Source organism: Nostoc sp. DedSLP03, from assembly GCF_034530815.1.
Classification (GTDB): domain Bacteria; phylum Cyanobacteriota; class Cyanobacteriia; order Cyanobacteriales; family Nostocaceae; genus Nostoc.
In genome coordinates this window covers 1-26,498 of record NZ_JAVRCK010000084.1, presented here as the reverse complement: position 1 = coordinate 26,498, position 26,498 = coordinate 1, and the positions used below count along the sequence as shown (strand labels likewise).

Genomic DNA, 26,498 nt, shown 5'->3' with positions numbered 1-26,498 from the left:
TTCAGAACTTAGAATTCAGAATTGTTAAAAAACAGGTTTCCTACTCAGCAGAGATTAGAAACCTGGTTTTTAATTCTCGGATCTCATACCAATTTGAAAAAAGAATGCAACACATAGATCGTACATCTCCCTAACCCTGCCCTTACCAAGGGTTGCGTGTCAGTGCAGGTGGGCTTATCTGTCGTAAACATTTTTTGAATTGGTATCAGATGTGAAAAAGCAGATTATGCCTATATACAGTAGATTTCAAGTTGATATGGTACACAAGCTAAGTCTGTTATCCAGGTCGAAAGAGCGTTTTTCTTCTGAATTCTGAATTCTGAATTCTGCAATCAGTCTCATTTGTTATTTCTTATTCCAAAGACTTAAAAATGCTTGAGAGATAGCTGGGGTAATCTGACTTTGTAAGTGATTTAGTGCATCACGATGATTTGCATTATTGTCATCATAATAAATAAACAGATTCGTCAGCTTGACAATCTCAGGATTTTGATCGTTTGTCCCCCTCCATTTGTTAGTAACTTTGTGTAAAACGTCCTTGGGTAGATTTTGTTGTAAGTTATTTAACGCTGCGATGTAAGAAGGATTTTGAGGATTCTTTTGGAATTGAAAGCATAAATCTCTCAGCTTTAGTTGTGACTGAGGCGGAGTCTGGGGCTTATCTGTCAGACTAGATTGCTGTAGAATTTGACGCTGTTCAATAGTAGCAATACCATTTTCAGTTAAACCCTGAGATTTCTGAAATTTTTTGACTGCTGTATAAGTAGCCGGGCCATAAAAAGGCTTGTTTGGAGGAATTTCAGCATTGGTTGCAAAACCATGAAACTTCAATCTGTTTTGAAGCCCGATGACTGTTTCTTCCATGACAGTTCGAGTCTCTGCATCAGCATTACCATTAACCACAAGTTTTTGTGAGTACTGTTTCTGAAACTTTTTAATAGCTTCTTCAGTAGGATCGTCTGTCAAAGAGTTGTTATTCCGCTTCCAGGGAGCAAATTTAGTCAGATCCGGCTTAGGATCGATCTCAGGAGCTAAATATCCCAATCCGATCAATATGTGACGGATGACTTCAGGGCTACTAACGGCCATGCTTTTTGGTTCCTTTGCGATTAAACTACCATTTAATGTATCTTGTTTTACAAAAATTAGGTAAGTAGAAATAAATAAATCTAACATTTCTTGTTTGCAAGGCGTTCTGAAGGTTAAGCGATGTGTGACGACAAGCTGCAACTCTTTGAGACGTTAGACGTATGCGACTACAGATAGTGAAAAAGAAAGAGATGCGATCGCTCATTCTCAACTATTAATGATACTACGTGTTCAGGGCACAGTATTGCTCATTGGTGTCAAAAGAGCTTTTGATCTTCCACAAAATAGCTCACAACGTCAGTGATATTACTACGTAGGACGGCTTGAGAAAATGGTATAAACCGCGAAACACCATTTCTGTAGAAATGTTGACACCAATGAGTATTGTCTACCCTGACGAGAAATCTATATAACTCCAGACTGGATTTAAGATAGTTTTGCTATAAGCCTTCTGATAGTGTATTTCTCTAAACAAAAAAGTTTAGTCTGGGGATGTTTAGTTATAAAAATGAGAGGTAATAGTTATGTCTAGTGGACATGCTAACCATAAAGGAACTTCTGATAAACCCAATGTTAATGCCAATGGAGTAATTGATGATGCTGCTGATAAATCATTAAACCCTGACGATCTCCTGTCGGAAGAGCAAACTAACACAGAAGTCCATAGAGTCGAAGAAAGTGTTAAGTTTCCTCCTGCTACCGAACGTCCAAATGAAAAATCAAATACTAGTACCTGAAGTAACTATAGTACTCATATTTGATTTTTGAAATACGCGTGGTGGCATGGCAAGGCTAAAATGTTACAAAAAAATTGTAAGTTGGGTTGAATAATTCTGTTAATGATTAGATTTTAGTTTTTGTGAGTTTTTTTAACCCAACATTTTAAGCATGGAACGCTACTATGGCGATTTTCTACGAATTGAAAGGAATACTTAAAAATTTGAGTGGTGATTCTCTAGTCAAAGAATATGCAGAAGGTTTTATAACTCAAATATTAGCAAACTGGGATGAATGGCATCAGGAATTTCTTACTTATTCAGAGCAAATTAGTGAACAAGTTTTCAGACCTACACTCATCAAGTCTCCTATTTGGGATAAGTGTATGTCTTTTAAAGGTTCAGGATTTCGTAATGATGTAATATTTGCGTTTCAAGTATGGTTTAATGCTGCTGAACAACGGCATTTACACGACTTGTTAAACAGTCAGATTGAAAAAGCATGGCAGGAGAAAGTTTTAGGTAAACTAGACAATCTGATAGGTAATGTTACAACAGGTTAATCACGATATGAAGTTGTGATTTGATTTGTAGGTTCTATTAGAAGAGTAGATGTAGGATGCATTATACCGTAGGTTAAAGCATGAGGTGCATTGTCGTCAGCGCAATGCACCCTACATCTAGATATCGATAATAGTAAGGATATTGGGGCGAAGTGGGTATATTTACTAGTGATGCTTTACAGAGAAGAAAGTGAAGGGATTATAAGTACTAGTTGTAAATATTGGAATGTCAAACTCGATATAATACCGTACTTACATTTTTTTCAAACCATAGACATACGCATGTAAACACAGATGAATCTCATAATTGTCTGTATTCATCATGTAGTTACTAATTTTGTATGAATGAGGAAGTCTCCAAAAAGCTGGAATTAATCAGGCAAACCTTGCGTGAATCTGAAGTGCAAGGCGTGCGTTTGCGTGGTACAGACTGGTTTGCCTGGGCGACGGCTGGCGCTTCTAATACCGTGCTGCTGACTGCTGAAACTGGTGTAGCAGAAGTATTAGTAACTACTGAAGATGCCTGGGTATTGACGGATGAAATTGAAGCGCAGCGTCTTCAGAATGAAGAACTGCCTGCTAATTTTAAGGTATATGCCAATCCTTGGGCTGATTATGCTGCCCGTGAGTCTTTTGTTCGTGATGTAACTGGCGGCGGAAAAGTAGTTAGCGATCGCCCCATCTCCAATTTAGAACAGCCGTTACCCCCAACTCTGCAAATCCATAAACGGGTAATGATGTCAAGTGAATTAGAGCGATATCGTCAAGTCGGGCAAAAAGCTAGTCAAGCAATGACAGAGGTACTTAAAGCCGCCAAGCCAACTTGGACAGAATATCAATTAGCGGGTGCGGGTGCAGAGGCTTTATGGGCACAAGGGTTACATCCCGCGCTGACACTAGTAGCGGGTGAGAAGCGTTTACCGCTATACCGTCATGCCACAGCCACTAAAGAACAGATTGGACAGCAAGCGATGCTGGTGTTTTGCGCTAGAGGTTACGGTTTGTATGCAAATCTAACTCGATTTGTTTGTTTTGGTAAGCTTTCAGACGAACGGGCCGAATTGCATTCCCATGTGCGCGAAATAGAAGCAGTAGTTTTGAATTTGTGCCAACCCGGAACCACTCTCGATGCAGTTTATCACGCCCTAGTTCAGGCTTATGAGCAGCATGGATTTCCCAATGCCATCCGCGAACATCACCAAGGAGGAACCACTGGATATTTAGCGCGAGAAATCGTCGCCAATCCAACTACTACTGATACTTTGACAGAAGGCATTGCTATTGCTTGGAATCCCAGTTTACCGGGGGCAAAGGTTGAAGATACTTTTGTAATTCTCAAGGATGGAAAGTTGGAAAATCTTACTTTCGATCCAAATTTTCCTAATGTTGAGGTAGAAGGAAGGTCACGCCCTGTACCTTTGTACAGATAAAGGGAACAGGGAACAGGGAACAGGAAAAACTAGTTGACGCACAAGGGGTGAAGTTTTAATTTACCTTGCAATATAAGGATTCTTTTTCCCACAATTCCACTCGGCTTTATAGCTTCCTTTTTTTGTAAAAATTATGGATTTTCAACAAGTATTCGGTAAACCACCTGAAACTGAAGCCAGTGCGCCAGGAAGGGTAAATTTACTAGGCGAACATACTGACTATAACGATGGCTTCGTTCTGCCAACTGCGATTCCTCAATCCACGACGGTACAGCTAAGTTTGAGTAGCGATGCCTGCGGCGGGCAAAGCCTACGCCATCATCACTTTTACTCGGAAAATCTCAACGAGCAAGTGAGCATTTTAGATATAAACCATTCCCCGTCTGGATTCGCCAGTTATATTTTTGGCTGTATTGAAGTTTTGCAAAAAGCAGGACACACAATACCATCGCTTTCTGTGTACGTCAAATCATCGGTTCCGATGGGTTCGGGTTTGTCTAGTAGCGCGGCTTTGGAAGTAGCAACGCTGCGGGCATTACGCCAACTTCTCAACCTGACCATTGATGACGTTGAAATCGCCCAATTTGCCCAGCAAGCAGAAATTCACTATGCTGGCGTGCAGTGCGGCATCATGGATCAGATGGCTTCTAGCTTGGCTGATACTGAGCATATCTTGTTTTTAGATACTCGGACTTTAGAACGTCGGGTGATGCCTTTGCCTGAGAATGCAGAGATTTTGGTGATTGATAGCGGCGTACCTCGCACCCTGGCAACTAGCGGTTATAACCAGCGTCGGGCTGAGTGTGAAGAAGCGGCGCGATCGCTAGGAGTTAAAGCACTACGAGATATTGCTGACGCTGAAGTAACAAAAAAACTCCCCGAACCGCTACGACGGCGTGCCCGTCATGTGGTTACAGAAGATAACCGCGTCTTGGAAGTATTGCAGGGAGTCTCATCTGAGCGATTTGGCGAATTGATGAACGCATCCCACGCTAGTTTGAGAGACGATTACGAAGTGTCTGTACCAGCACTAGATACTTTAGTCGAATTGTTGCAAAAAACTCCGGGAGTGTTTGGTGCAAGGCTTACAGGTGCTGGTTTTGGCGGCGCTTGTGTCGCTTTAGTTGTGGCTGGTGAAGCCAGAAGTATTGCAACCCATATCCTTGAACAATACAAGCAAGCCGATTACAACGGGCAAATTTTGGTTCCTTCTTTGGAGTTAAGTAATGCAGCCTAAAGTTGTTTATGGAAATGCGGGCGTTGAAGGTGTAAATCGTTGGGGATGGTTCATGGGTCACTTTATCACCCCTGAAGACGATCCGCGTTCCACGGAAATGCTAGAAGTAAAATGGGCTGTTCACAAAGCAGGTGACAGTAGAACTGAATGGGCAGTAAATAACCAAGCTGCGACGCTTTCAATTCTCATTCACGGAGAATTTCGCCTGGAATTTGAAGATAGAGAAATTTTATTATCTCGTGAAGGTGATTATGTTCTTTGGTGTGCGGGTGTGTCCCATTGGTGGGTTGCTGAGTCCGACTGCACTATTTTGACTGTTAGGTGGCCTTCAAAGCCAGGTGACAGTGTTGCATTGGCTGGAGCGTCAAAGAGTTAGTTTGCTAAGTAATTGAGCATAATTAATTTTAATGAGGTTCGATGCTCCCTCATTGATCGGGAATACTTTGCTTCTCATACCAAGTTGCGTTCAAAAATATTAGTTTTGACAGGCAGGGGGAGCAGGGGAAGCAGGGGAGGCAGGGGAAGAAATACTACATATAATTGCAAAATGGTATCAATATCAAATTTAAGATACAAAGTCAGATACTTAAGTAGGTTGGCTTAAATAATTATCGTTGCGATCGGGCAGAAGCAGGAGGAAAAAGAGTTTAAGCCTTCTTTACTTTTCTTTACATAGTTTGCTTTTATTGTGTCGACTTACTTATCATTTTCAAAAATCTTTGATATCTACCCTACAAACTTAATTATCTCTATCTTTGGTATTTTTTTTAATCTGTCGAACTCACGTAGTATTAATCTAAAGATTTTTTGGAGATGAGTTTGTTTGACGTAAAGCCGTGATTCTCGTGAAAGATGCATCTAATGCGAGCGACAAAATATCTAGACATATAGAAAGTTTATTACGAATTTCAAGTTAGTGAAGTACACAAGCTCGCGTCTCAAAGCCAGGTATAAAACTTGTTTTATATCATGTCCGCCAAATTATCCATAATCAAAAAACCCCACCCCGCCAAAGCTGTGCTTTGTCTCCCCTGCCCCCAGGCGGGGAGGGGTGGGGTGATTCGATTTTAATAAGTAATCAAGCGGACATAGTATTACTTCTGAATTCTCAATTCTGACTCCTGAATTCTGCTGGATTGCGGCAAAGCTGGAGTCATTAGGCTTTCTAGATTTCTGGGATTGAGACGTAAAAATTATACAGTGTATAGATTTAACTAATCAGCATTTTGTTTCATGCTAAAACCTGATTATCTACTTAAATACTTAAGCCTATTACTCGCAAATCCAGTATTAGTTATCGTACTAATGCTCACAGCATTTTATTGCATCGGCTTGCAATGTTAATGCATCGGCTTACATTAAAAACACTACGCTTTTACACAAAGCTGTACTTAGAAAGCTAGTTTCATTTTTTCTCTGTTTGTATGACGTGAGTTCGATAAACCTCTCCCTCCCAACCTCCCTCTCCCACAGAGAAAGAGAGGAGCAACGATAAATTAGGGTTTTGGCTCTTCTCTCCGTGTCGGAGAGGGGTTGGGGGAGAGGTCAAAAAAGGGCTTGTCGAACTCACGTTTCTATAAACCGCCCTGCCTCCTCGCTGCCAGGGAGGGGGTTAGTGCGGTTCAGTACCAACTCAACCCAGAATCGGTATTATTACAAGAGGTAAAGATTAAGCTGTAACTTTGGGAACCACTGACACAATGTAGAGTATCTCCTGATAATTTAGCAAAGCTATAAGCATTGGAGCGAAGCAAATGAACGCTAAATTAATCGCTTTTTCTGCCTTTGTGACAGCATTTCTAGGTGCAGGAATTGGCTTTATTATTGCTAATTTACTTCCTTGCCCTTACACAAGTCAAATGTATAAAGATTTAGAGCAAAAATATGCGATCGTTGGTGCAGTTGCAGGCTTGCTAATTGGTTCTAGTCAAGAAATGATTCGAGAACTCAAGCAAGAGCGGGATGCAGAAGAAGAATTGCTGCGGGATTTGAACAAAGCTATTCACTCAAGTACAGATCGAGAAAATTTATGAGAATTTTTGACAACGACTAACAGCTATAGCAAAAATTCCGATCGCGGTTCTGGTAAACTGCAAGGCAAAGCCGCCATACAAACGAGTGGTAACTCTGGAATTAGACGGACAGTCGAACTTAACTTGCGCCCGTGAAGCTGCCGATGTGCTGATGTATGCAAGCGCGTACATTAGTGATTTGCTGAATCTAACTGCACTCTTTTGACTGTGAGATGCCCTTCAAACACCAGGCGATGGCGTTGCATTGTCTGAAGTGTCAAAGAGTTTAGTTATGTGAAGTAATACGTTATCATTAATATTAATTAATTGTTACAGAGGATTGGCATAAGCCACCAATTTTAAAAATAGTGCGCTACTATCGACAAGCAATAAAAAATCTCCTAGAGGTCTGATATTAATACGCCTCTATTTATAAGTTGAAGAGGATAAAAAAGATGGTTCAAAGTATAGGCGGTATAGCGAAATATTCAGCTACCGACCTAGACCGATTTGCTCAACAACTGAATCAAGACGGAATTTGTGTGATTCCTGGTGTTTTTGAGCAAAAATTAATTGACGAGTGGGCACAAGCTTTTGAAAAATTATTTCACGAGCGTCAAAATCAACCAGGTGGGTTGGCTCCTCGTGAAGTTTCCCGCTACTATCTAACCTTGCCTTGGATTTACCCATTTGCTAATGAATTAGTTTTTGCCAATCCAGTGATTATGGGTATTTTAGATCGCGTATTTTACCAAGAATACGTGATGGTTCAAATGGGAGTTGATGTTCCATTCCAAGGTTCAGATTATCAGGAAACCCATCGGGATTTTCGTCCGTTGTTTAGCGATCGCATAGTTACACCACTGTACGCCCTCGCAGTTAACTTTCCCCTGGTGGAAGTAACCGCAGAAAATGGGCCGTTTCAAATGGCACGCGGTACTCATGTATTACCGCGAGAAGAGGGATTAGAAAAAGTTGCCAGTGGTGAAATTCCGATGGAATCTTTTTATATGCAACCAGGTGATGCGATCGTGCGATCGCCTTTAGCACTACATCGGGGTTCCCCAAATCGGACAAACCACCCAAGACCGATGGTAGTTATGGGCTATGCTATGCATTGGTTGCACACACCAAAGGTAGATTTGACTCTCCCACAAGACTATTATCAAAGCCTTCCAGAAAAACTAAAGCAGATGCTACGGTGTCAGCTAGTAGAAAGCTTACCTAAGAACAAAGTCGAAACTTACGTGAATTTCAAATACTAGTAGTTTTTCAAGGCAACAATGCTTGGTAAATAAGTTTGTAGTCAGGACTTTAGTCTTTGCTTTGAGCGCTAAAGCCCTCACTACAAAGCAAGCATTCTTAACTTGACTAACCACTAGTGGAAGAAAGATTTTTGTCATTATTCCATAGATAATTTAAGATGCCAACCTATACTAATCCAGTCTACAAAGGTTATTTTGCCGATCCTTTTGTTTGGCAACACGAAGGGGTATATTATGCGATCGGCACTGGTGCAGCAGAAGCAGAAGGAACGGTAGATGAAATAGCGGACGCAGCAAATGTTAATTCCAATAACAAATCGTGTGTCTTTCCTCTGTTACGCTCTTTCGACTTTGTAAACTGGGATTATGTTGGTAACGCCCTACAACGGCCAGATCCCGCCCTTGGCGATAATTTTTGGGCCCCGGAAGTTGCTTACTGCGATCGCCAATTTTATCTCTACTATTCTGTAGGGCATGAAGATAAGAATCATCAGTTACGTGTAGCTACAAGCGATACTCCGTTAGGGCCATATCAAGATGTTGGTGAGCCAGTTGTAGATCCAAAATCTTGTCCTTTTGCGATCGATCCGCATCCATTCCAAGATGACGATGGACAGTGGTATTTGTTTTACGCCCGTGACTTTCTAGATACATCGGCTGGAGTGCGTGCTGGCACAGCATTAGTTGTAGACAAACTCCAAACCATGACTAAACTTGCTGGTGAAAGGAAAGTGGTTTTACGTGCGCGATCAGATTGGCAACGGTTTTTAGCCAACCGTTTGATGTATGGTGAAATCTATGATTGGCATACTTTAGAAGGCCCCTGCGTTCGTAAGCATGAAGGTAAATACTACTGCTTTTATAGTGGTGGACGCTGGGAAACTGAGAACTACGGTGTAGATTATGGCATTGCTGACAACGTAATGGGCCCTTATTCTGATGCAGGTAACGAAACCGGGCCACGGGTGCTAAAGTCTGTTCCTAATTTTGTTATCGGCCCGGGACATAATTCTATTGTTCTTGGACTAAATGGTAAGACTGAGTATATTGTCTACCATGCTTGGACGAAAAACATGGATATGCGGCAAATCTGCTTAGATATGCTGATCTGGAAACCAGAAGGGCCATCTTGCAACGGCCCTACCTGGACACCGCAGACTATCAGCAACTATTAAAGATTTTGCGATACATTAACACCGCTAACTTTGGCTGGTATAACAATGCTATAGTAGCCAGCTGCGATCGCTGCTAATGCATTAAGCAAAACATTAGCACCGAACAATGGCATTAAGCCAAAAAATGTCTTACCCAAAGGCAACAATCCGACGATCGCCAGCAAGGCATAAGAAACTGCAAAACCACGATTGAATAGACGCGCAGTGGTAGTTATAGCTAATATAAAACTTGGAATTATCTGTCACAGGTTTCAATGTATTCTCTGTCAGTAGTTTTAAGATTGAGTTTGAGGTTTTACATCTCAAGTAATAATTTTAATTAAATAAATATAATTACATCATTAAAAAAGAATTGATATTCTAAATCCAAAAATTTTGCTAGTTAATTTATTAATTTTGACTGCTACTAAAAAGCAAGATTATGGCTTTTGAATATCAATGCTTACAGTTGCTGCATTATCTATTTTATTAGAGAAATATTGAGAGAAAAGCGATCGCTTCACGGATTGGTATCATTAGAAGCGATCGCGTAAGGTTTATGAATTGAATTACGAGCAATTGTATACATATCCAAAAAGCTTTTAACCTACCCCAGGCTGAGAGAACATATATATCATCAGAGGGAAATTTATAATACTTGTTTCTCAAAAACCAACAATAAAAGAAATTACTTAATTTACTATAGGTTATAAAATAATTGTTACAACAATATGTATCCTAAATAACAAAATAACGTATGTATTGTAAACAAATATTTTTTTAATGCTTAAAAAATAAATAGTTCGTATATACTGTCATATTGTTAAAATTAATATGAATAACAACGCAAATTAATAAATAACCAGAGATTATTAATTTTAATACTAAAAATAATTATTTTAATGAGCTTGTGTACGAAACCGAACAGACAAACACAACTATACTTGCCTAGATAGGTTTATAAATAAAAAATCGTTACATAAATCAATAATCAATTAACTCCAGATATTGATAAAGATATAGTGCTTAGGACTTAATCAAGAAAGTAATTTTATATTTATTTGGATAGATGAAACCATTAGATATAAAACAGTATTTTATTCTTGATGCAACGAAGTATTGATTATAGCGATTCGATATTGAAAAGCAGCAAAATATGTTGCCAGCTTTTGCCTGAGAGTAAGCTTGATGCTGTCTGACAAAGAAAAGGTATTAGCGTTTAGCTAGTCAGAATTAATAATTTAAATAACGGGGCAAACTATGACAAGTGAAAAATCTCAAGTCAATAACAACGGTGTCAGCAATGTTATTTCATCGAAGCAGCGTAAAACAAAGCGATCGCAGCTAGCCCAAACGCAATCATCGAGTACATCACTGCTGAATTTAACTTCGTCTAATAAAAAAGTTCAATCAACAGAAACTTTTAAAGACACACCTGATATAGTTTGCTTATCTCATTTACGTTGGAATTTCGTCTATCAAAGACCACAACATCTTCTTAGTCGCTGCGCCCAAGGAAAGCGAGTCTTCTTTATTGAAGAGGCAATTTTCTCTGAAGAACCGTTGGCAAGATTAGATGTAAACCAAGATTCTAATGGAGTAGTTGTGGTTGTACCACACCTGCAACAAGGTTTAAGCGAAGAAGCAATCAACGCAGATTTACAAGCACTAATTAATAATTTATTTGCAGAGCATAATATCAACAAATACATTTGTTGGTATTACACACCAATGGCGATCGCTTTCACGCGCCACTTGCAACCCCAAGCCGTGGTGTACGATTGCATGGATGAATTGTCTGCATTCCACGGCGCATCGCCTACTTTAAAGAATTACGAAGCCGAACTATTCAAGCGTGCAGACTTAGTATTTACAGGGGGACAAAGCCTTTATGAAAGTAAGGTGAACCAGCATCCCAACGTTTATGCCTTTCCCAGTAGTGTAGATGTCCCCCACTTTGCTCAGGCGAGAAATCTTACTGAACCAGAAGATCAAGCTCATATTCCCCATCCTCGCCTTGGTTTCTTTGGCGTAATTGACGAACGGATGGATATTGAACTGCTTGCTGGTATTGCCGAAGCCCGTCCCGACTGGCATTTAGTAATTATTGGGCCAGTTGTCAAAATCGATCCTGCAACTCTACCACAGCATGAAAATATTCATTATCTCGGTGGCAGAGACTATAAACAGCTACCTGCCTATTTAGCAGGGTGGGACTTAGCAATGTTGCCATTTGCGCGTAACGAGTCAACACGCTTTATTAGCCCTACCAAAACTCCAGAGTATCTTGCCGCAGGTAGGCCTGTAGTATCTACTTCGATTCGGGATGTGGTGCGTCCTTATGGAGAGTCAAAACTGGTGCGAATTGCAGACACAGTTTCTGAGTTCGTTACCGCCGCAGAACTTGCAATGCAAGAGGATACCCCAGCCTCAGAATGGCTGAGTCGAGTAGATGCCTTTTTAGAAAAGATTTCTTGGGATCGCACTTGGGCATCAATGATGAAGCTGATTGACTCTGCGATCGCAGCGCGTAATGGTGAAGACAAAGCTAACTCCACAGGTGCGGCTGGTAAACAAGCATCAAATGTCATTACCAGAGATTTTGTTTTCGATTACTTGGTTGTCGGTGCTGGTTTTTCTGGTAGCGTCATTGCTGAACGTTTGGCAACTCAAGGTAAAAAAGTGCTGGTTGTAGACAAGCGCAACCACATAGGCGGCAATGCCTACGATCATTATGACGATCATGGCGTTCTCGTACACAAATACGGCCCCCACATCTTTCACACCAACTCCCGCGAAGTTTTTGAATACCTCTCGCGGTTTACTCAGTGGCGGTCTTACGAGCATCGCGTCCTTGCCAGTGTAGACGGGCAACTTGTTCCGATTCCGATCAACCTCGACACCATAAACAAGCTGTATGGCATGAATCTCAATTCATTTGAGGTGGAAGAGTTTTACAAATCCCTTGCCGAACCAATGGAATACATTCGCACTAGTGAGGATGTGGTGGTAAGCAAAGTTGGGCGAGAACTGTATGAAAAGTTTTTCCGAAATTATACACGCAAACAATGGGGACTCGACCCATCGGAACTTGACAAATCAGTAATTGCTAGAATTCCCACCCGTACCAATCGTGACGATCGCTATTTTACCGATAGCTACCAAGCGATGCCGCTACACGGCTTTACCCGGATGTTCGACAATATGCTAAATCATCCGAACATCAAGGTAATGCTTAACACTGATTATCAAGAAATCCAAAAAGCTATACCTTGCCGTGAGATGGTTTACTCCGGGCCAGTTGACGAATTCTTTGATTATCGCTACGGCAAACTACCATATCGTTCGCTTGATTTCAAGCATGAGACGCATAACACCTCTGTGTTTCAATCAGCACCAGTCATCAACTATCCCAATGAACAGCTTTATACTCGTGTGACAGAGTTTAAATACTTAACTGGTCAGGAACACTCTAAAACAAGTATTGTTTATGAATTTCCCAAAGCTGAAGGAGACCCTTATTATCCTGTACCGCGTTCTGAGAATCAGGAAATTTACAAGAAATACAAGGTGCTGGCAGATGAAACTCCAGGGATCTATTTTGTGGGGCGGCTAGGGACTTACAAGTACTACAACATGGATCAATGTGTTGCTCAAGCTCTAGCTGTGTACAAACAAATTGCAGTTAAGGCTTGAAAAGAAGCAGGGGAGCAGGGAGAGGGGTGCAGGGGGACAAATACAGTAAGTAGGGTGAAATGTCACTTACCTAAAGCGGATTTAGATCCTCGACTTCTTCAAGAAGTCGGGGATCTGAAGAGTAACTTTTGCTTAAGTAAGTGCCATGCGTAAGCAGGGTGCGTAAGAGAGCGGCATAACACACCCTACTGGACTGTCTAGGCTAAAATGTTGCAATAAATTTTCCTGTGGGATGGGTGTTCTCACCTGTCCGGGCGGGCAAGATGCCTACCCCACAAGAGTAAAGCTAATGCACTACTTTATTCTTCCCACACCACTACAAAAGTTGAAAAGAACGCATCAAATAAAATATCAGCTTGAGTTGTAAATTATGGCTTTTGCTTTCAACACACTTAACACTCCTAAATCAAAACTTCCTCTAGAAGTGTGGGCTGGTGTCGAGTGTACGGTCAATCGTGTGGGTGAAGAGTATTTCGATCAATTAGAACGCAATGGTCATGCAACCCGCTTAGACGATCTAGATTTATTCGCCCAACTCGGCATACACGCTATCCGCTATCCAATACTTTGGGAGAGGATAGCGCCCAATGGTTTGGAGAATGCTGATTGGTCGTGGGCGGATGAACGGCTGGGACGCTTGCGCGAACTCGGCATCCGTCCGATTGTGGGGCTAGTGCATCATGGCAGTGGGCCGCGTGATACCAGCTTGGTAGATCCAGAATTTCCTGAGAAATTAGCAGTGTTTGCTCGTGCGGTTGCAGAACGCTATCCTTGGGTAACACATTACACACCCATCAACGAGCCACTGACAACAGCACGATTTAGTGGAATGTACGGTCACTGGTATCCTCACGGACAAGACGATTTAACTTTCGCTCGTGCTTTATTGGGAGAGTGTAAAGCGATCGCTCTTTCGATGCAGGCAATCAGAGAAATCAATCCCAACGCCCAACTCCTACAAACTGAGGATTTGGGTAAAACTCATAGTACGCCAAAGCTGGCTTATCAAGCAGAATTTGAGAATGAACGTCGCTGGTTGAGTTTGGATTTATTATGTGGCCGAATCAACCCAACTCATCCCATGTGGGATTACTTGCGCGACTGTGGCATCAGCGAGACTGAACTTGAAGAATTTTTGCAATATATCTGTCCACCCGACATTATCGGCATTAACCATTACCTGACAAGCGAACGCTTTTTAGATGAAAATCTAGAAAACTATCCAGCTTGGACGCATGGTGGTAATGGTCGAGACAAGTATGCAGATGTAGAGGCAGTGCGAGTTTGCGCTGAGGGTTTGGCAGGGCCGCAGACATTGCTCAAAGAGACATGGGAACGTTATCAACTACCCTTTGCTGTCACTGAAGTTCACCTGAGTTGTACCCGTGAGGAACAGCTACGCTGGCTCAATGAAGTGTGGAATGCAGCCCAAGAATTACGAGACCAAGGCGCGGATGTTCGCGCTGTGACTGTTTGGGCACTTTTGGGCAGCTACGATTGGAATAGTTTAGTGACTCGCTCCGCAGGATACTACGAGCCAGGTGTGTTCGATTTGCGTTCTCCACAGCCTAGACAGACAGCGATCGCTAAAATGGTGCGAGATTTAGCTACTGGGCATAAACCCAACCATCCACTACTTGATACACCAGGATGGTGGCATCGACAAGAGCGTTTGGTCTATCCAGCAGTCAGTTGTCGTAGCAATAATTACAAAATATCGGAAACTGATGAGTCAAGCAATAATCTAAAATCCAAAACTTGTACTGAGCGAAGTCGAAGTATCCAAAATCCAAAATTGGTACGTCCCCTGGCGATCGTCGGAGCCACAGGAACTCTAGGCAAGGCTTTTGCTCGGTTGTGTCAAGTCCGAGGAATTTCATATTGTCTGCTAAGACGCCAAGATATGGATATTGCCAATCCTGCTTCCGTCAATAAAGTACTTACCGAATTGCAACCGTGGGCAGTTGTGAACGCTGCGGGATACGTGCGAGTAGACGATGCCGAACGCGAACCCGATGTTTGTATAAAGGTAAACGCTGAAGGGGCAGCGATTTTAGCTGCTGCTTGCGCTCAACATAATGTGGCGCTGCTAACTTTTTCTTCAGATTTGGTATTTGATGGTGCTGAGTCTAATCCTTATGTCGAAACTGATACCGTTGCGCCCCTGAATGTATATGGATGCAGCAAAGTTTTGGCAGAAAAGCTAGTATTACAGGCTCATCCGGCATCGCTAATGATTCGCACCAGCGCATTTTTCGGCCCGTGGGATGATTACAACTTTGTGACGATCGCCCTGCGGCAATTAGCTGCTGGAAATACTTTTGTCGCAGCCGAAGATGCGATCGTCTCGCCTACTTATGTACCCGATCTTGTCCATACCAGCCTTGATTTGCTGATTGATGGCGAGAACGGTTTGTGGCATTTGGCTAATAAAAGTGCTATAGCTTGGTCTGACTTAGCCCGATTAGCAGCGAAAAAAGCAGGTGTGAGTGTCAGCAATCTAATTGCTCGTCCGACGCAAGAACTTGGTTGGATTGCTCCCCGCCCAGCTTACAGCGTTCTCGGTAGCAATCGAGGTGAATTAATGCCAAACCTTGACAGTGCAATTTCTCGCTACTTGGAAGAAAGAAATTAGTAGTCTAGCTGACAATTTAATTTTAAGGGAAGCAGAGGGGCAGGGGAGACAAGGGGAATTATTGAACAAAGTCTCTCCCAAGTCTCCCCCCTCTTCCTTGTCTACCTTGTCCTTCTCCATGCCCAATGCCCCATTCCCAATTCTCCATCGCAAAATTATGTCAACTATTTTAGTCACAGGAGGAGCCGGATATATTGGCTCCCATGCTGTATTAGCTCTGAAAAACGCAGGTTATAAAGTAAATCCAGAGTATCCTAATTTGAACGAAATTATCGCTCATGCTTGGCAATGGCATCAAAAACGACATAAATAAAGACTATAGCAATCCGATTTGATTCGGAGAATTACTCGTAGAGACTAGGGACTGGGGACTGAAGACTGGGGACTGGGAAGAAGGAATAAAGGTGTACTGAGTTTTTTTCACGCAATCAAATATGAGTCCTATAATTTAAAACATCCTGTAAGGCTTAGAAATTCATTCTTTCGGTACTCGTAAGCCAATGGGAGAACTTGTTTAAATTAAAGAATGGCTTCAAACAAGTATCAGTTAGTATTAGTTAATGAGCGCAATCGAGTTTCAAAATTTACCTAATGCACAGCAGTGCCAAAAAAGTACACAACCCTCTTTAGGGCTAGTTTGCATCACCTCAGACAAACAAGTGCGCTTTCGGACAATTACACGCACCCGATACTTAAAACTTTCCCTTGGCGATCGCGAAAGTGCCCTGAGTGAACTGTATCGGCATAATTTACAGCGCTTACATGATGCCCTCTCCTTTTGTCAGCAGAATAAAATTCAACTTTATCGGATGTCTTCTAATTTATTTCCCCTAAGTGACTTAGAAGACAAAATCGGCGCAAATATATTAGAAGCAATGAGCGCTGATTTAGCAACAATCGGTGAACGAGCAAATGCATTGAACATTAGAATGGTGTTGCATCCAGATCAATTTGTAGTGCTAAGTTCTGATTCCCCTGAAGTAGTACAGGCAAGTATCAAAAATCTAGCAGGACATGCACGTATACTTGACTTACTGGGATTACCGCGATCGCCTTGGTCATTGATGAATATTCATGGTGGCAAATCTCAACGTCCCGAACAACTAGTAAAAGTAATTTCCGAATTACCAGAAAACATCAAAAGCCGCTTGACTCTAGAAAACGATGAATACGCCTATAGTGCCGATGAAATTTTAGCAGTATGTCAGCAAGCTGGTGTGCCGATGGTATTTGATGCCCATCACCATATTTGCCACGAAAATTTGGATAGCTACGATGATCCGAGTGTAGCATCCATGTTTTACGCAGCACGAGAAACTTGGAAAAATCCAGATTGGCAATTAGTCCATATTTCCAATGGTGAGCAAGCTTTCAATGACCGAAAACACAGTGACTTGATTACCGATATGCCTAACGTCTACTACCAAGCACCGTGGATTGAAGTCGAAGCCAAACAAAAAGAAGAAGCGATCGCACTTTTGCGTTCTTGGTGGCTAACGAACAATAATTGTATGTAAATTAAGGACTTCTAGTCTATGTTCTCTGCACCTCTGCTGTTGTGTCTGGGTTAACCACAATGAAACTTACACGTTTACAGTCTCATTCATTGGTTAATACCTTACTTAATTGGTCTATAAGCCATTTGATAGTAAGCTTCATTTTGAGGTAAGTATCTATAGCTAAATTGCTTATTTCTCATGGTAGATTCAATCAAAATTTAAACAGACAAAAATAATATACAGAGATAAAAATCACCTGTAAATTATTAGTTTTATGTAAAAAATTTATGGCAATACTCAGGGAATAAAAGCTAGTCAGATTAAACGACTGCAAGAGCTTTATGACTCTTTTAGCTCAACAACTCAGGATTTATTCACGAACTTCCACCACCACTGATGGATGCGTTTCGCGCCACATTGGAGGAAGTCGTTGAGGCTGATGCGATGATTCATGTTGTGGATTTGTCCCATCCAGCTTGGGAAAGTCATATTGCAAGTGTGCTGGAAATACTCGAAGAAATGCCAGAGATTCCAGAAAAAAGTTTGATTGCTTTTAACAAGGTTGACAAAGTAGATAGCGAAACCTGGGATAGGGTTCAACAAGATTATCCCCAAGCTGTGTTTATATCAGCAACCCAGCACTTGGGTTTAGAGACTTTAAAAATGCGATCGCTACAACTAATTGACGAACCTGTTAAAGCGATTGCAGTCCCACAAAATTCATACTAACAAGAAGAAATTATATGACACCGACGATCGTTGTCCACGGTGGAGCAAAAACCATCACAGACGACAAAGTTGCAGCCAATAATGCAGGCTGTACAGCAGCAGTAGAAGCTGGTTGGGCTGTGCTAATCAGTGGGGGTACAGCCGCCGAGGCTGTGGAAGCAGCTACTCGTGTTTTGGAAGCTGATCCGACATTTAACGCCGGTCTTGGCGCAACTCTCAACAGCGACGGAGAAGTGGAGTTAGACGCGGCGATTATGGAAGGCTCTTTAAGTTGGGGAGCAGTTGCAGCAGTTCAAGGCATCCGTCATCCCATCTCGGTTGCACGAAAAATTATGGATGACAAACCCAGGCTGCTAGTAGCGCGGGGTGGAGAACGCTTCGCTATAGATTGTGGTGCCGAAATGTGTAAAAAAGAAGACTTAATAGCCGAAGAGCAATGGCAACAGTGGAAGGAAGATCGGGAAGTAATCGATCGCCCCAACACCATAGGTTGTGTTGCATTGGATGCTAGCGGTGTTTTAGCTGCTGGCACTTCAACTGGCGGTACTACTAAGCAGCAACAAGGTCGCGTCGGTGACACTGCGCTTGTTGGCTGTGGCTTGTACGCTGATAATAAAATCGGCGGTTGCTCAACAACAGGTGATGGCGAGTCGATTATCCCGGTGGTTTTGGCTAAAACTGCGATCGATTTTTTGAGTGGCGATCGCCATCCAGATGAAGCCGCACAGATGGCAATTGACGCTTTGGTTTCTAAGGTTAAAGGTGAAGCTGGGTGCATCCTCATAGACCGTCAAGGACGCGTTGGCTGGGCGTATAACTCATCACACATGGCTTGTGCTTATATGACCGCAGGACAAGACAAGGTGGCTGCCTTTACTAAGAAGGAACTCATACCAATTCGTAATTCGTAATTTTTTTGAAATTGATGTTACTCATAAAATAAGGAGACTTGTTTGCTATCAACAACCGCATTCATCGAGGGATGCAGTTTATCGGAGGGCTAAATGAACTCAAAATATAATTTTCAATACTTTCAAGGAAATTCTCTTTCTGACTTGTTTGCTCTTGATATCACAGATGCATCTTATGGGTTTATTTTAAATTACCCTGCAACTGCCAGTTGGGCTGCTTATCCTAACCGAAAAAAATATTTTATTCAAGATGGCAGTAGTGAAGCCACCAAAACCTCCTTCGACAAGATTTGTCAGAAGGAACCGTGGAAAAATCTAGCTGTATTAGGCGATCGCATTCCTGGAATTGTGATTAATCCGCCGCCAAAGTCGCTGCTTGCATACTGGCAAGAGCATTTCGGCTTCAGCAACTTCAATCCATCGATGATGGATTGCTCAACTTATTTGGATGACCTCAGCCAGGGCGAACATTTTGACAAACTCATCACTTTATTTCCTTTCGATTGTTTAAAACCTGAAAAACACGCTGTTAATTCAGACACCCATTACCGTTTACTCAGCAAAGTAACTTTAGCCGAATTGGGGGTGCAATGTCCAAAATACGAAAGCTACAATTTACATGAAGTCAATCTCGAAGATATTCAATTACCACAATTTCCCTATTTAATCAAAACATCGCACGGACTCTCAGGAGAAGGCACTTATATTATCAAAAGCCTCAGCGATCTAAACTACTGCTTTGAGGAAATCAGAAAATATCTCAATATTAAATCGCTCGATCGGATTATTGTCTCGGAGTTCGTCAAGAATGAGGTGCAGAATTATTGCGTACAGTTTTATGTCAACAAAACGGGAGAGATAACCCTCATCGGCACTACCAGACAACTCGTCACTCCAGAAGGTAATTATTTAGGCGGACTAATTGACTACCGCAACACTGACACGAGCAAGTTCTTTGAGATGATTGCCGCCATTGGTCAGTATGCTTACAAACATGGTTATTTCGGCGTGATTGGCTTTGATGTGCTAGAAGATCGAGACGGACAATTTTATGCGATCGATGCCAATTTCCGAGTCAATGGCTCCACTCCGTTGTGTTTGCAGCGTCACACCCTACTGGGACTGGGAAAGGAAGTTGCTAAATATTCTAGTAGCTACCGCATGGAAGGTACGTTGGATTCAATTTTAGTAACTTTAAAACCAGAACTAGACCGCAAAGACTTAATTATCCTGTCGGCTTTAGAGAAGGTCAAATACGGAAAAATCTACACCGAAATTTATGCGATCGTGACTGGAGAAAGTATCCAGGAAATGCAGCATATCGAGCAGAAATTACAGGAAAAGGGATTACAATGGCTCCCTTAAACACCGCCACTGTTGATATCTGGTATTATCAAGTTTCATCGATCGTAGAAATTTGGGAGTAGCTTTAAACTATAGTTTGCTGGGATGTTGTTGAAATACATAATTGAAAACTTATTATTCCACTTCTATCAGATCGGTTGATTGCTTGATTGGGAATAAGAATCGCATTAGCTGGCCTAGTGGTATAGAGCGTTGCTCCTGAACAAAAACTAACGGTACAAGTGCAGCCATGCGTAGTAAGCCTGAGAGAACAAACAACCCCAGCAAACCCGCAACACCGGACAGAGTTGCTAGAAAGCTACCGACAGTAATACCCATTGCTCCAGTGATACCAGCAATTGCAGCTGCGATCGCAAAATAACTCGACTGATGACCCAACGGTGCTATTCCCATCATCAAATTGTTGGTACACAAATCAATTGCTGCCCACGTTGCGCCAGCTAGTATGTGCAATAAGGGTAGCCAGATCCAAAAAGAAATGCGATCGCTTCCAACCAAAAGCCACAGCAGAGGTGTCACCGCTACTAAGACTCCCACTAATAGTAGTAGTGGACGATTCCCAATTCGGTCGGCCAGTTTACCCCACAAAAGCAGCATTAGCATATTCGCACCAGTTCCTAAGCCGTGATAAATCGTTACTACACTAATATCTATATCCAGGTTATCCAACATATAGAGGTTAAAGAAAGGATTGCTGATGTTAACAGCAAAGCACCAGATGCTCAGGTAAAGCACAAACTTCAAAAAATTAGCATCTTTAAACAAGCTCAAATCTATTCCTTGGGTCTGCGGCTGTGATGTGTCTGAATCCCCAACTTTTAAAAGCTGCGGGTTTATATCAGTCATCCAGAACTGACAGCCCACACTGATTAGCCCTAAGATGATTCCTATAACCAAGACTGCACCATAACCTTGAAGGGTTCCACCAGGCCAAGCTGATACCGCTAAACCTAGCAGAGGCACACCAACAAGGTTAGTCAAACCGAGAATACTATTGCGAAAGCCGAAATATCGCCCCCGCAATCGTTGAGGTACTAACACAGCTGACCACCCAAGCCAAGGCGCACGACCAAAAGCTTCGATGATATTAGCTACTAAGAGAATTGCCAATGTCAACTGTACTACTTGGTATCCAGTAATACGAGATGAAGTAACCAACCAAATCGCTGGTAGAAGAATCAACCATAGCAGCCGCGACGGGATGAAAATACACATAAAATACCAACGGAAGCTGGTACTTCGATTTACCAAATACGCTCCTAGTGGTTGGAGCAGATTCACCATCTGAGGGATAGCGGCGAGTAGACCAATTTCGGCTGCCCCAGCGCCTAACTCTAACAAGAAATTACTGAGCAACGCGCCGCCGATGATACTATAAAGAACCGCAGCAAAGACACTTTCAAAAGTTAACGCCTTGAGACTTTGGCGAATTTCTGGCTTAGAAATTTTTAGAAACAGTTTTGGAGTTGGGAAAAGTACCGTCTCTGTTAATGCCCTATCCTCTGAGATTTCTTGAATAGGGACAGGGGGAAGAGAACTAGCTTCTACTGAAATGTCATCTTCTTGGGGCTGAATCATATTATTTAGTCAATATTTAAAGAATTAATTTGTTATAGCTACTATTAGCCACAATTAGTAAAATTTATATAAGATTTAATCAATAAGTTCTAAAGCATTGCAATTGCTTACTTATCCTGAAGAACTAGTCTATAGTAAGTGTTGACTATAAACTGCTTGAACAGAAATAACTAACATATAGCGGTAGTCATATAGGTTAGGATAGTGTTAATTGCTCAAAGCCTTAAATTGACTGGGTTTTTACTCACCACGGGCTAAACGCCCCGCTTGCGCTAACAGCACTTTGCTATATAACTGTGGTTAGGCTTCTATCTCACAAGTAAATTCTTTGGCCTAAAGTTAATACGATTTTCCTATAAGCTTTAGTGTAATAAATTTAGCAGTTAATTAATATTTTATGAGGAGAAAATAATATGATTGTTTCAAAATCATTCTTGAGGATTAATACCTTTACAGAAAAATATAAAAATTTAGCTTCTACGAGTACACATAGACATAAAGAATGCTGATTTATCTAGCCAATAGTTATGATTGAAGTTAAATTCAAATTATTTAAGTAGTCTTTTGAGATAATGTGGAGATAAAATTTACTATATACGCTGTTTATCTATTTAACCTTTTAATTTCAGCGATGCCAAATAAGTAATCTAAAACCAATTGCATAAGTCTTGAGGAAATTATTTCACTGAAAATTTCTATCTTAAGGTATCATTGCTCATGCTACTGAATGTGTCAGGATGGACTACGCCCCGATAGAGGCGATCGCAACATGAATCAAAAACTCTTTTATGACACAGACAGAAATTAATGATATATCGGTAGATAGCTCCCGCGATATTACTCATCTTATTAATACTTACTTTCTCACAAGCCACTGATATTGACTATTTCATTACTAATATTTCTTCGTCAATTGTCACACCACAATGGATAGTTGACACCTACTCACAAAGAAATTGGGTAGAAGTTTTTTATAGGGAAGCTAAAGGATGGTTAGGACTAAAAGAATATCAAGTCCGAGATAAAAGAAGCCTAACTCGACACTTTATCTTAGTTTTTTGTGCCTATACTTTTATTCTTTGGCATCAAATAACTGGTGGTTTAAGGCGAAGGTGGGCGAGCATTCCTTTAAACACTTTTACTGAAGCAATGGATGCTTTTAGAACAGCTATGTCTTTCCGATTTTTTGATTGGTTGACTCTCAATCGTCACCTGTTTGCTTCTTATAAAGCTAGTTTGGGCTATATTTGGGCTTGATTTTTGTTTAAGTCCCGCTAGAAGAAATGACTACATAAATATAAGTAAAAACTGCTACTAACTATAAATAATATAAAATCTAGATTTATTTATAGTATTTCTTGGTTGTGTACTATAAAGTGGGTTAAAAATAAATTTACTTCTTGGGGATAAAAACACTACTACTAGATATATAAATATTCTATAACCCACGAAAGATTTAGATATCTTCAGCACTTTCTAATATCAGGGAATATACTTTAATCCCCCCATTGTACTCATGGAATCGTATGACGTTGTAATTATTGGCGCTGGTCATAATGGCTTAGTTTGTGCTGGCTACCTACTAAAAGCTGGTTACAGCGTTCTGTTATTGGAAGGGCGATCGCTCCCTGGTGGTGGTTGCACAACTGAAGAACTTATGCCTGATGAAGCACCTGGTTTTAAATTTAGTCCTTGCGCCATTAACCATCTGTTTATTTTCTTAGGGCCAGTCATCCAAGAGTTGGAACTGCATAAGTACGGCTTGGAATATCTTAGCTGCGATCCAGTTGCCTTTTGCCCCCATCCAGATGGGAAGTATTTCTTAGCTCACAAATCGGTGGAAAAGACTTGTGCCGAAATTGCTCGTTACAGTCAGTGTGATGCCCAAAAATACGCTGAATATGCCGATTTTTGGCAGCGCTTTATCACAGGGATTGCTCCTTTCTTCAATGCACCACCCAAATCAATTGTTGATATTGCTGGCAATTACAATCTCAATAGTTTGCAAGACTTATTTTCCCTTCTAGGTGGCTCTAACACAACCCTTGATTTACTCCGTACCTTACTCAGCAGTGCCACAGATAATATTAACGAGTACTTCGATTCTGAGTTTGTCAAAGCACCTCTGGCTAGACTCTCAGCCGAACTGAGTTCCCCTCCCTCACAAAAAGCTATGTCCTTTGGGGCGATGATGATGATGTTACGTCATAATCCCGGTATGGCAAGACCGCGTGGTGGTAGTGGCGGACTTGTGGAAGCTTTGGTGAAAATGGTAAAAAGTGAAGGTGGTACGATTCTCACCGACCAAAAGGTAGAAAAAGTATTGGTAGATAATGGTAAAGCAGTTGGTGTGCGGGTTGCTGGTGGCAAAGAATATCGTGCGAATAAAGGTGTAATTTCAAGTATTGATGCCAAGCGCTTATTCTTGCAACTAATGGATAGTAGCGATGTCGATAATGCCGATAACAACTTACGCGAAAGGTTAGACCGCCGCATCGTCAACAACAATGAAACCATCCTCAAAATTGATTGTGCTTTATCTGAACCGTTGCGCTTTGTCCACCACAATCATCAAGATAATTATCTGATGGGTTCTATTCTGATTGCTGATTCTGTCAATCATGTAGAACAAGCTCATAGTCTAATTACTCTGGGTAAAATTCCTGATGAAGACCCATCAATGTATGTGGTAATGCCTACCGAACTCGACCCATCAATGGCACCAGAAGGCAAGCATACATTATGGATAGAGTTTTTTGCACCTTATCAAATTGCTGGTGCAGACGGTACAGGTTTAAAAGGTACGGGTTGGACGGATAAACTGAAAAACAAAGTTGCAGACAAGGTGATTAATAAACTGGCGCAATATTCGCCCAATTTGCAACATTCAATCATTGCCCGTCATGTAGAAAGTCCGGCTGAGTTGGGAGAACGGTTAGGGACTTATAAAGGTAATTATTACCACATCGATATGACCTTAGAACAAATGCTTTGCTTCCGTCCGTTGCCGGAATTAGCTAACTACAAAACACCAATTGATAACTTGTATCTTACTGGTGCTGGAACTCATCCGGGTGGTTCAATTTCCGGTTTGCCGGGACGCAATTGTGCGCGTGTATTTTTGCATAATGAGCAACCCATCGCCCAGAAAATCAAGGAAGCCGGAGGTTCAATCAAATCTGCTTTTGCATCTGTCTTGAGGAATGAATCAGACTAAGAGACTGTTTATAAAAAAAGTAAATAGCATTAGGAGATTGCGTCATTTGAAAGTTGAGTTTGAAGTAGCTAAACGGCTAAAAATGAGGTTTGGTAAGCTTTTTGGAGCAAGTTGCTAATGCTTTTTAGTCGAAACTATCAAAAGTCTAGACAATGCCCTGAGATACTTCCCGTGACGCTTTCAGATTCCCCAATAGACAGAGAACTGTAACCGTAATAGTAACTAAGATGTGGGTGTAGTAGAGTTATTCAGGAATATTTGCAATGGCAACTGAAACTAACAAAGTGGTTGAATTATCTACTGAAGCTAAAGCCTATAACGGTGTCGATCGCAATGCTTGGATTTTTGGATGGAATCCGCAACAAGAGTTGTGGAATGGGCGTTTAGCGATGATTGGCTTTATTTCTTACGTACTTTGGGATTTAGCTGGCTATAGTTTAGTGCGTGACGTACTCCACTTGGTTCGCTAATTCTTCACTAATGAATTATCTCCCCTTGGGTAAATAATTCAATAAATAACAATTTAGGAGCGTTGTTATAAACTTACTCGTGAATTAGAGTCTAATGCCGAGGTTATATATGGACGCACGAATACAATAATCTAAAGGAGAAAAATATGATAACTAAAAACACAATACATGCATTAGGAGTATTTGCGAATTCTCAAGGAATAGAGCAGGCAATTAATGAATTGAAAACTGCAAATTTTTCTCTGGAAAAAGTTTCTGTTATTGCTAAAGATGTAGAGCAAGGTGAAAACTTAGGTGAGGCGCAGATAAGCGATCGCATTGGCGATCGAGATGTCGATACAACTGGAGCTGTAGGAGACACGCTGACAGCAACTACTTGGGGTAGCGCGTTACTTGGTTTGAGTAGTTTGGCACTTCCCGGTTTAGGAGCTGTGCTAGCAGCAGGTTCCGTAGGTGTAGCATTGGTTAGTAGCGTCGCAGGTGTTGCTGTGGGAGCCGCAGCAAATCAGAATTTACTGAAAGCATTAGGTGATTTAGGCATCCCTGAAGAGAGAGCCAGAGTTTATAGCGATCGCCTCCAGCAGAGTTCTTATTTGCTCATATTAGAAGGCTCAGAAGAAGAAATTCATCGTGTTGAACCCATATTACGCGATCGGGGTATTGAATATTGGGGCGTTTATGATTCCCCGCAGGCTTCAAATGGTGGGGCAAATTAGCGCTTTTTTCAAATATTTCAAACATCCTCTTAGGTACGAGCTATTGGCTCGAAGAAAAACAGATGTGAGAAGGAATTTGCAAGATGCTTGAGAGGATGTTTTAAAAGTGGTTGGCTGTGATTTTAATAGAATGATTACTCCCCTTAATTCTCCCTTATAAAGGCAGGGTAAGCTCATCTAAATTGGTATAGTATGAACTTGACAAAAGAAACAAGA

19 protein-coding genes and 4 pseudogenes are annotated in these 26,498 nt (G+C 41.4%); 20 read left to right on the top strand and 3 right to left on the bottom strand.

Annotated features, from left to right (window positions below; translation table 11 throughout):
- Positions 1 to 345 precede the first annotated feature (345 nt).
- Complete coding sequence (locus RM368_RS29855; protein WP_322697410.1) at positions 346 to 1,176, bottom strand: peptidoglycan-binding domain-containing protein; 831 nt, start codon at positions 1,174 to 1,176, stop codon at positions 346 to 348.
- Between the two features lie 437 nt (positions 1,177 to 1,613).
- Between RM368_RS29855 and RM368_RS29850 the strand changes: the two genes are divergently transcribed.
- From RM368_RS29850 to RM368_RS29810, 9 genes are all read left to right on the top strand, one after another.
- A complete protein-coding gene (locus tag RM368_RS29850; RefSeq protein ID WP_322697409.1) occupies positions 1,614 to 1,826 on the top strand; it encodes a hypothetical protein in 213 nt (70 codons plus the stop codon).
- Between the two features lie 164 nt (positions 1,827 to 1,990).
- The gene (locus RM368_RS29845; protein ID WP_322697408.1) at positions 1,991 to 2,368 is read left to right on the top strand and encodes a hypothetical protein; all 378 of its coding nucleotides are present in this window, start codon (positions 1,991 to 1,993) and stop codon (positions 2,366 to 2,368) included.
- 341 nt (positions 2,369 to 2,709) lie between these two features.
- Positions 2,710 to 3,798: a M24 family metallopeptidase gene (locus RM368_RS29840; RefSeq protein ID WP_322697407.1), complete on the top strand. Its 1,089-nt coding sequence runs from the start codon at positions 2,710 to 2,712 to the stop codon at positions 3,796 to 3,798.
- Positions 3,799 to 3,931: 133 nt separating this feature from the next.
- The gene (galK, locus tag RM368_RS29835; RefSeq protein WP_322697406.1) at positions 3,932 to 5,035 is read left to right on the top strand and encodes a galactokinase; all 1,104 of its coding nucleotides are present in this window, start codon (positions 3,932 to 3,934) and stop codon (positions 5,033 to 5,035) included.
- Complete coding sequence (locus RM368_RS29830; protein WP_322697405.1) at positions 5,025 to 5,411, top strand: signal peptidase I; 387 nt, start codon at positions 5,025 to 5,027, stop codon at positions 5,409 to 5,411. Before galK ends, RM368_RS29830 begins: the two co-directional genes overlap by 11 nt.
- 1,378 nt (positions 5,412 to 6,789) lie before the next feature.
- Positions 6,790 to 7,068: a hypothetical protein gene (locus tag RM368_RS29825; protein ID WP_322697404.1), complete on the top strand. Its 279-nt coding sequence runs from the start codon at positions 6,790 to 6,792 to the stop codon at positions 7,066 to 7,068.
- A 6-nt stretch (positions 7,069 to 7,074) separates the two neighbouring features.
- Positions 7,075 to 7,203, top strand: a complete 129-nt coding sequence (locus RM368_RS29820) for a hypothetical protein (RefSeq protein ID WP_322697403.1) — start codon at positions 7,075 to 7,077, stop codon at positions 7,201 to 7,203.
- A 299-nt stretch (positions 7,204 to 7,502) separates the two neighbouring features.
- Positions 7,503 to 8,312 carry a phytanoyl-CoA dioxygenase family protein gene (locus RM368_RS29815; RefSeq protein ID WP_322697402.1) on the top strand — a complete coding sequence of 270 codons (810 nt, stop codon included), beginning with the start codon at positions 7,503 to 7,505 and terminating at the stop codon, positions 8,310 to 8,312.
- A 158-nt stretch (positions 8,313 to 8,470) separates the two neighbouring features.
- Complete coding sequence (locus RM368_RS29810; protein WP_322697401.1) at positions 8,471 to 9,487, top strand: glycoside hydrolase family 43 protein; 1,017 nt, start codon at positions 8,471 to 8,473, stop codon at positions 9,485 to 9,487.
- Here the strand turns inward: RM368_RS29810 and RM368_RS29805 are convergent.
- Positions 9,484 to 9,696, bottom strand: a pseudogene (locus RM368_RS29805) (DUF4383 domain-containing protein); the annotation flags it as partial. The gene RM368_RS29810 and the pseudogene RM368_RS29805 overlap by 4 nt on opposite strands.
- A gap of 1,030 nt (positions 9,697 to 10,726) precedes the next feature.
- On the opposite strand from RM368_RS29805, the gene glf reads away from it, so the two are divergent.
- From glf to RM368_RS29770, 7 genes and pseudogenes are all read left to right on the top strand, one after another.
- Positions 10,727 to 13,162 (top strand): UDP-galactopyranose mutase, encoded by a 2,436-nt coding sequence (glf, locus tag RM368_RS29800; protein WP_322697400.1) that lies wholly within the window; start codon positions 10,727 to 10,729, stop codon positions 13,160 to 13,162.
- 370 nt (positions 13,163 to 13,532) lie between these two features.
- The gene (locus RM368_RS29795; RefSeq protein WP_322697399.1) at positions 13,533 to 15,797 is read left to right on the top strand and encodes a family 1 glycosylhydrolase; all 2,265 of its coding nucleotides are present in this window, start codon (positions 13,533 to 13,535) and stop codon (positions 15,795 to 15,797) included.
- Positions 15,798 to 15,954: 157 nt separating this feature from the next.
- Positions 15,955 to 16,038: pseudogene (locus RM368_RS29790) on the top strand (NAD-dependent epimerase/dehydratase family protein); the annotation flags it as partial.
- A gap of 319 nt (positions 16,039 to 16,357) precedes the next feature.
- Positions 16,358 to 17,314 carry a UV DNA damage repair endonuclease UvsE gene (gene uvsE, locus RM368_RS29785; RefSeq protein ID WP_322697398.1) on the top strand — a complete coding sequence of 319 codons (957 nt, stop codon included), beginning with the start codon at positions 16,358 to 16,360 and terminating at the stop codon, positions 17,312 to 17,314.
- A gap of 348 nt (positions 17,315 to 17,662) precedes the next feature.
- A pseudogene (locus RM368_RS29780) lies at positions 17,663 to 18,025 on the top strand (GTPase HflX); the annotation flags it as partial.
- 14 nt (positions 18,026 to 18,039) lie between these two features.
- A complete protein-coding gene (locus tag RM368_RS29775) occupies positions 18,040 to 18,936 on the top strand; it encodes an isoaspartyl peptidase/L-asparaginase family protein (RefSeq protein ID WP_322697397.1) in 897 nt (298 codons plus the stop codon).
- Positions 18,937 to 19,029: 93 nt separating this feature from the next.
- A complete protein-coding gene (locus tag RM368_RS29770) occupies positions 19,030 to 20,301 on the top strand; it encodes a carbamoylphosphate synthase large subunit (RefSeq protein ID WP_322697396.1) in 1,272 nt (423 codons plus the stop codon).
- A gap of 114 nt (positions 20,302 to 20,415) precedes the next feature.
- Here RM368_RS29770 and RM368_RS29765 read toward each other — a convergent pair whose 3' ends face one another.
- Entirely contained in the window at positions 20,416 to 21,879 is a 1,464-nt protein-coding gene (locus RM368_RS29765; RefSeq protein ID WP_322697395.1) for an MFS transporter, read from the bottom strand.
- Positions 21,880 to 22,734: 855 nt separating this feature from the next.
- Between RM368_RS29765 and RM368_RS29760 the strand changes: the two are divergent.
- The 4 genes and pseudogenes from RM368_RS29760 to RM368_RS29745 all read left to right on the top strand — a co-directional run.
- Positions 22,735 to 23,136, top strand: a pseudogene (locus tag RM368_RS29760) (transposase); the annotation flags it as partial.
- Positions 23,137 to 23,395: 259 nt separating this feature from the next.
- The gene (gene crtO / locus RM368_RS29755) at positions 23,396 to 25,096 is read left to right on the top strand and encodes a beta-carotene ketolase CrtO (protein ID WP_322697394.1); all 1,701 of its coding nucleotides are present in this window, start codon (positions 23,396 to 23,398) and stop codon (positions 25,094 to 25,096) included.
- Between the two features lie 263 nt (positions 25,097 to 25,359).
- Positions 25,360 to 25,566, top strand: a complete 207-nt coding sequence (locus RM368_RS29750) for a high light inducible protein (RefSeq protein WP_322673011.1) — start codon at positions 25,360 to 25,362, stop codon at positions 25,564 to 25,566.
- 146 nt (positions 25,567 to 25,712) lie between these two features.
- Positions 25,713 to 26,282 (top strand): hypothetical protein, encoded by a 570-nt coding sequence (locus tag RM368_RS29745; RefSeq protein ID WP_322697393.1) that lies wholly within the window; start codon positions 25,713 to 25,715, stop codon positions 26,280 to 26,282.
- Positions 26,283 to 26,498 lie beyond the last annotated feature (216 nt).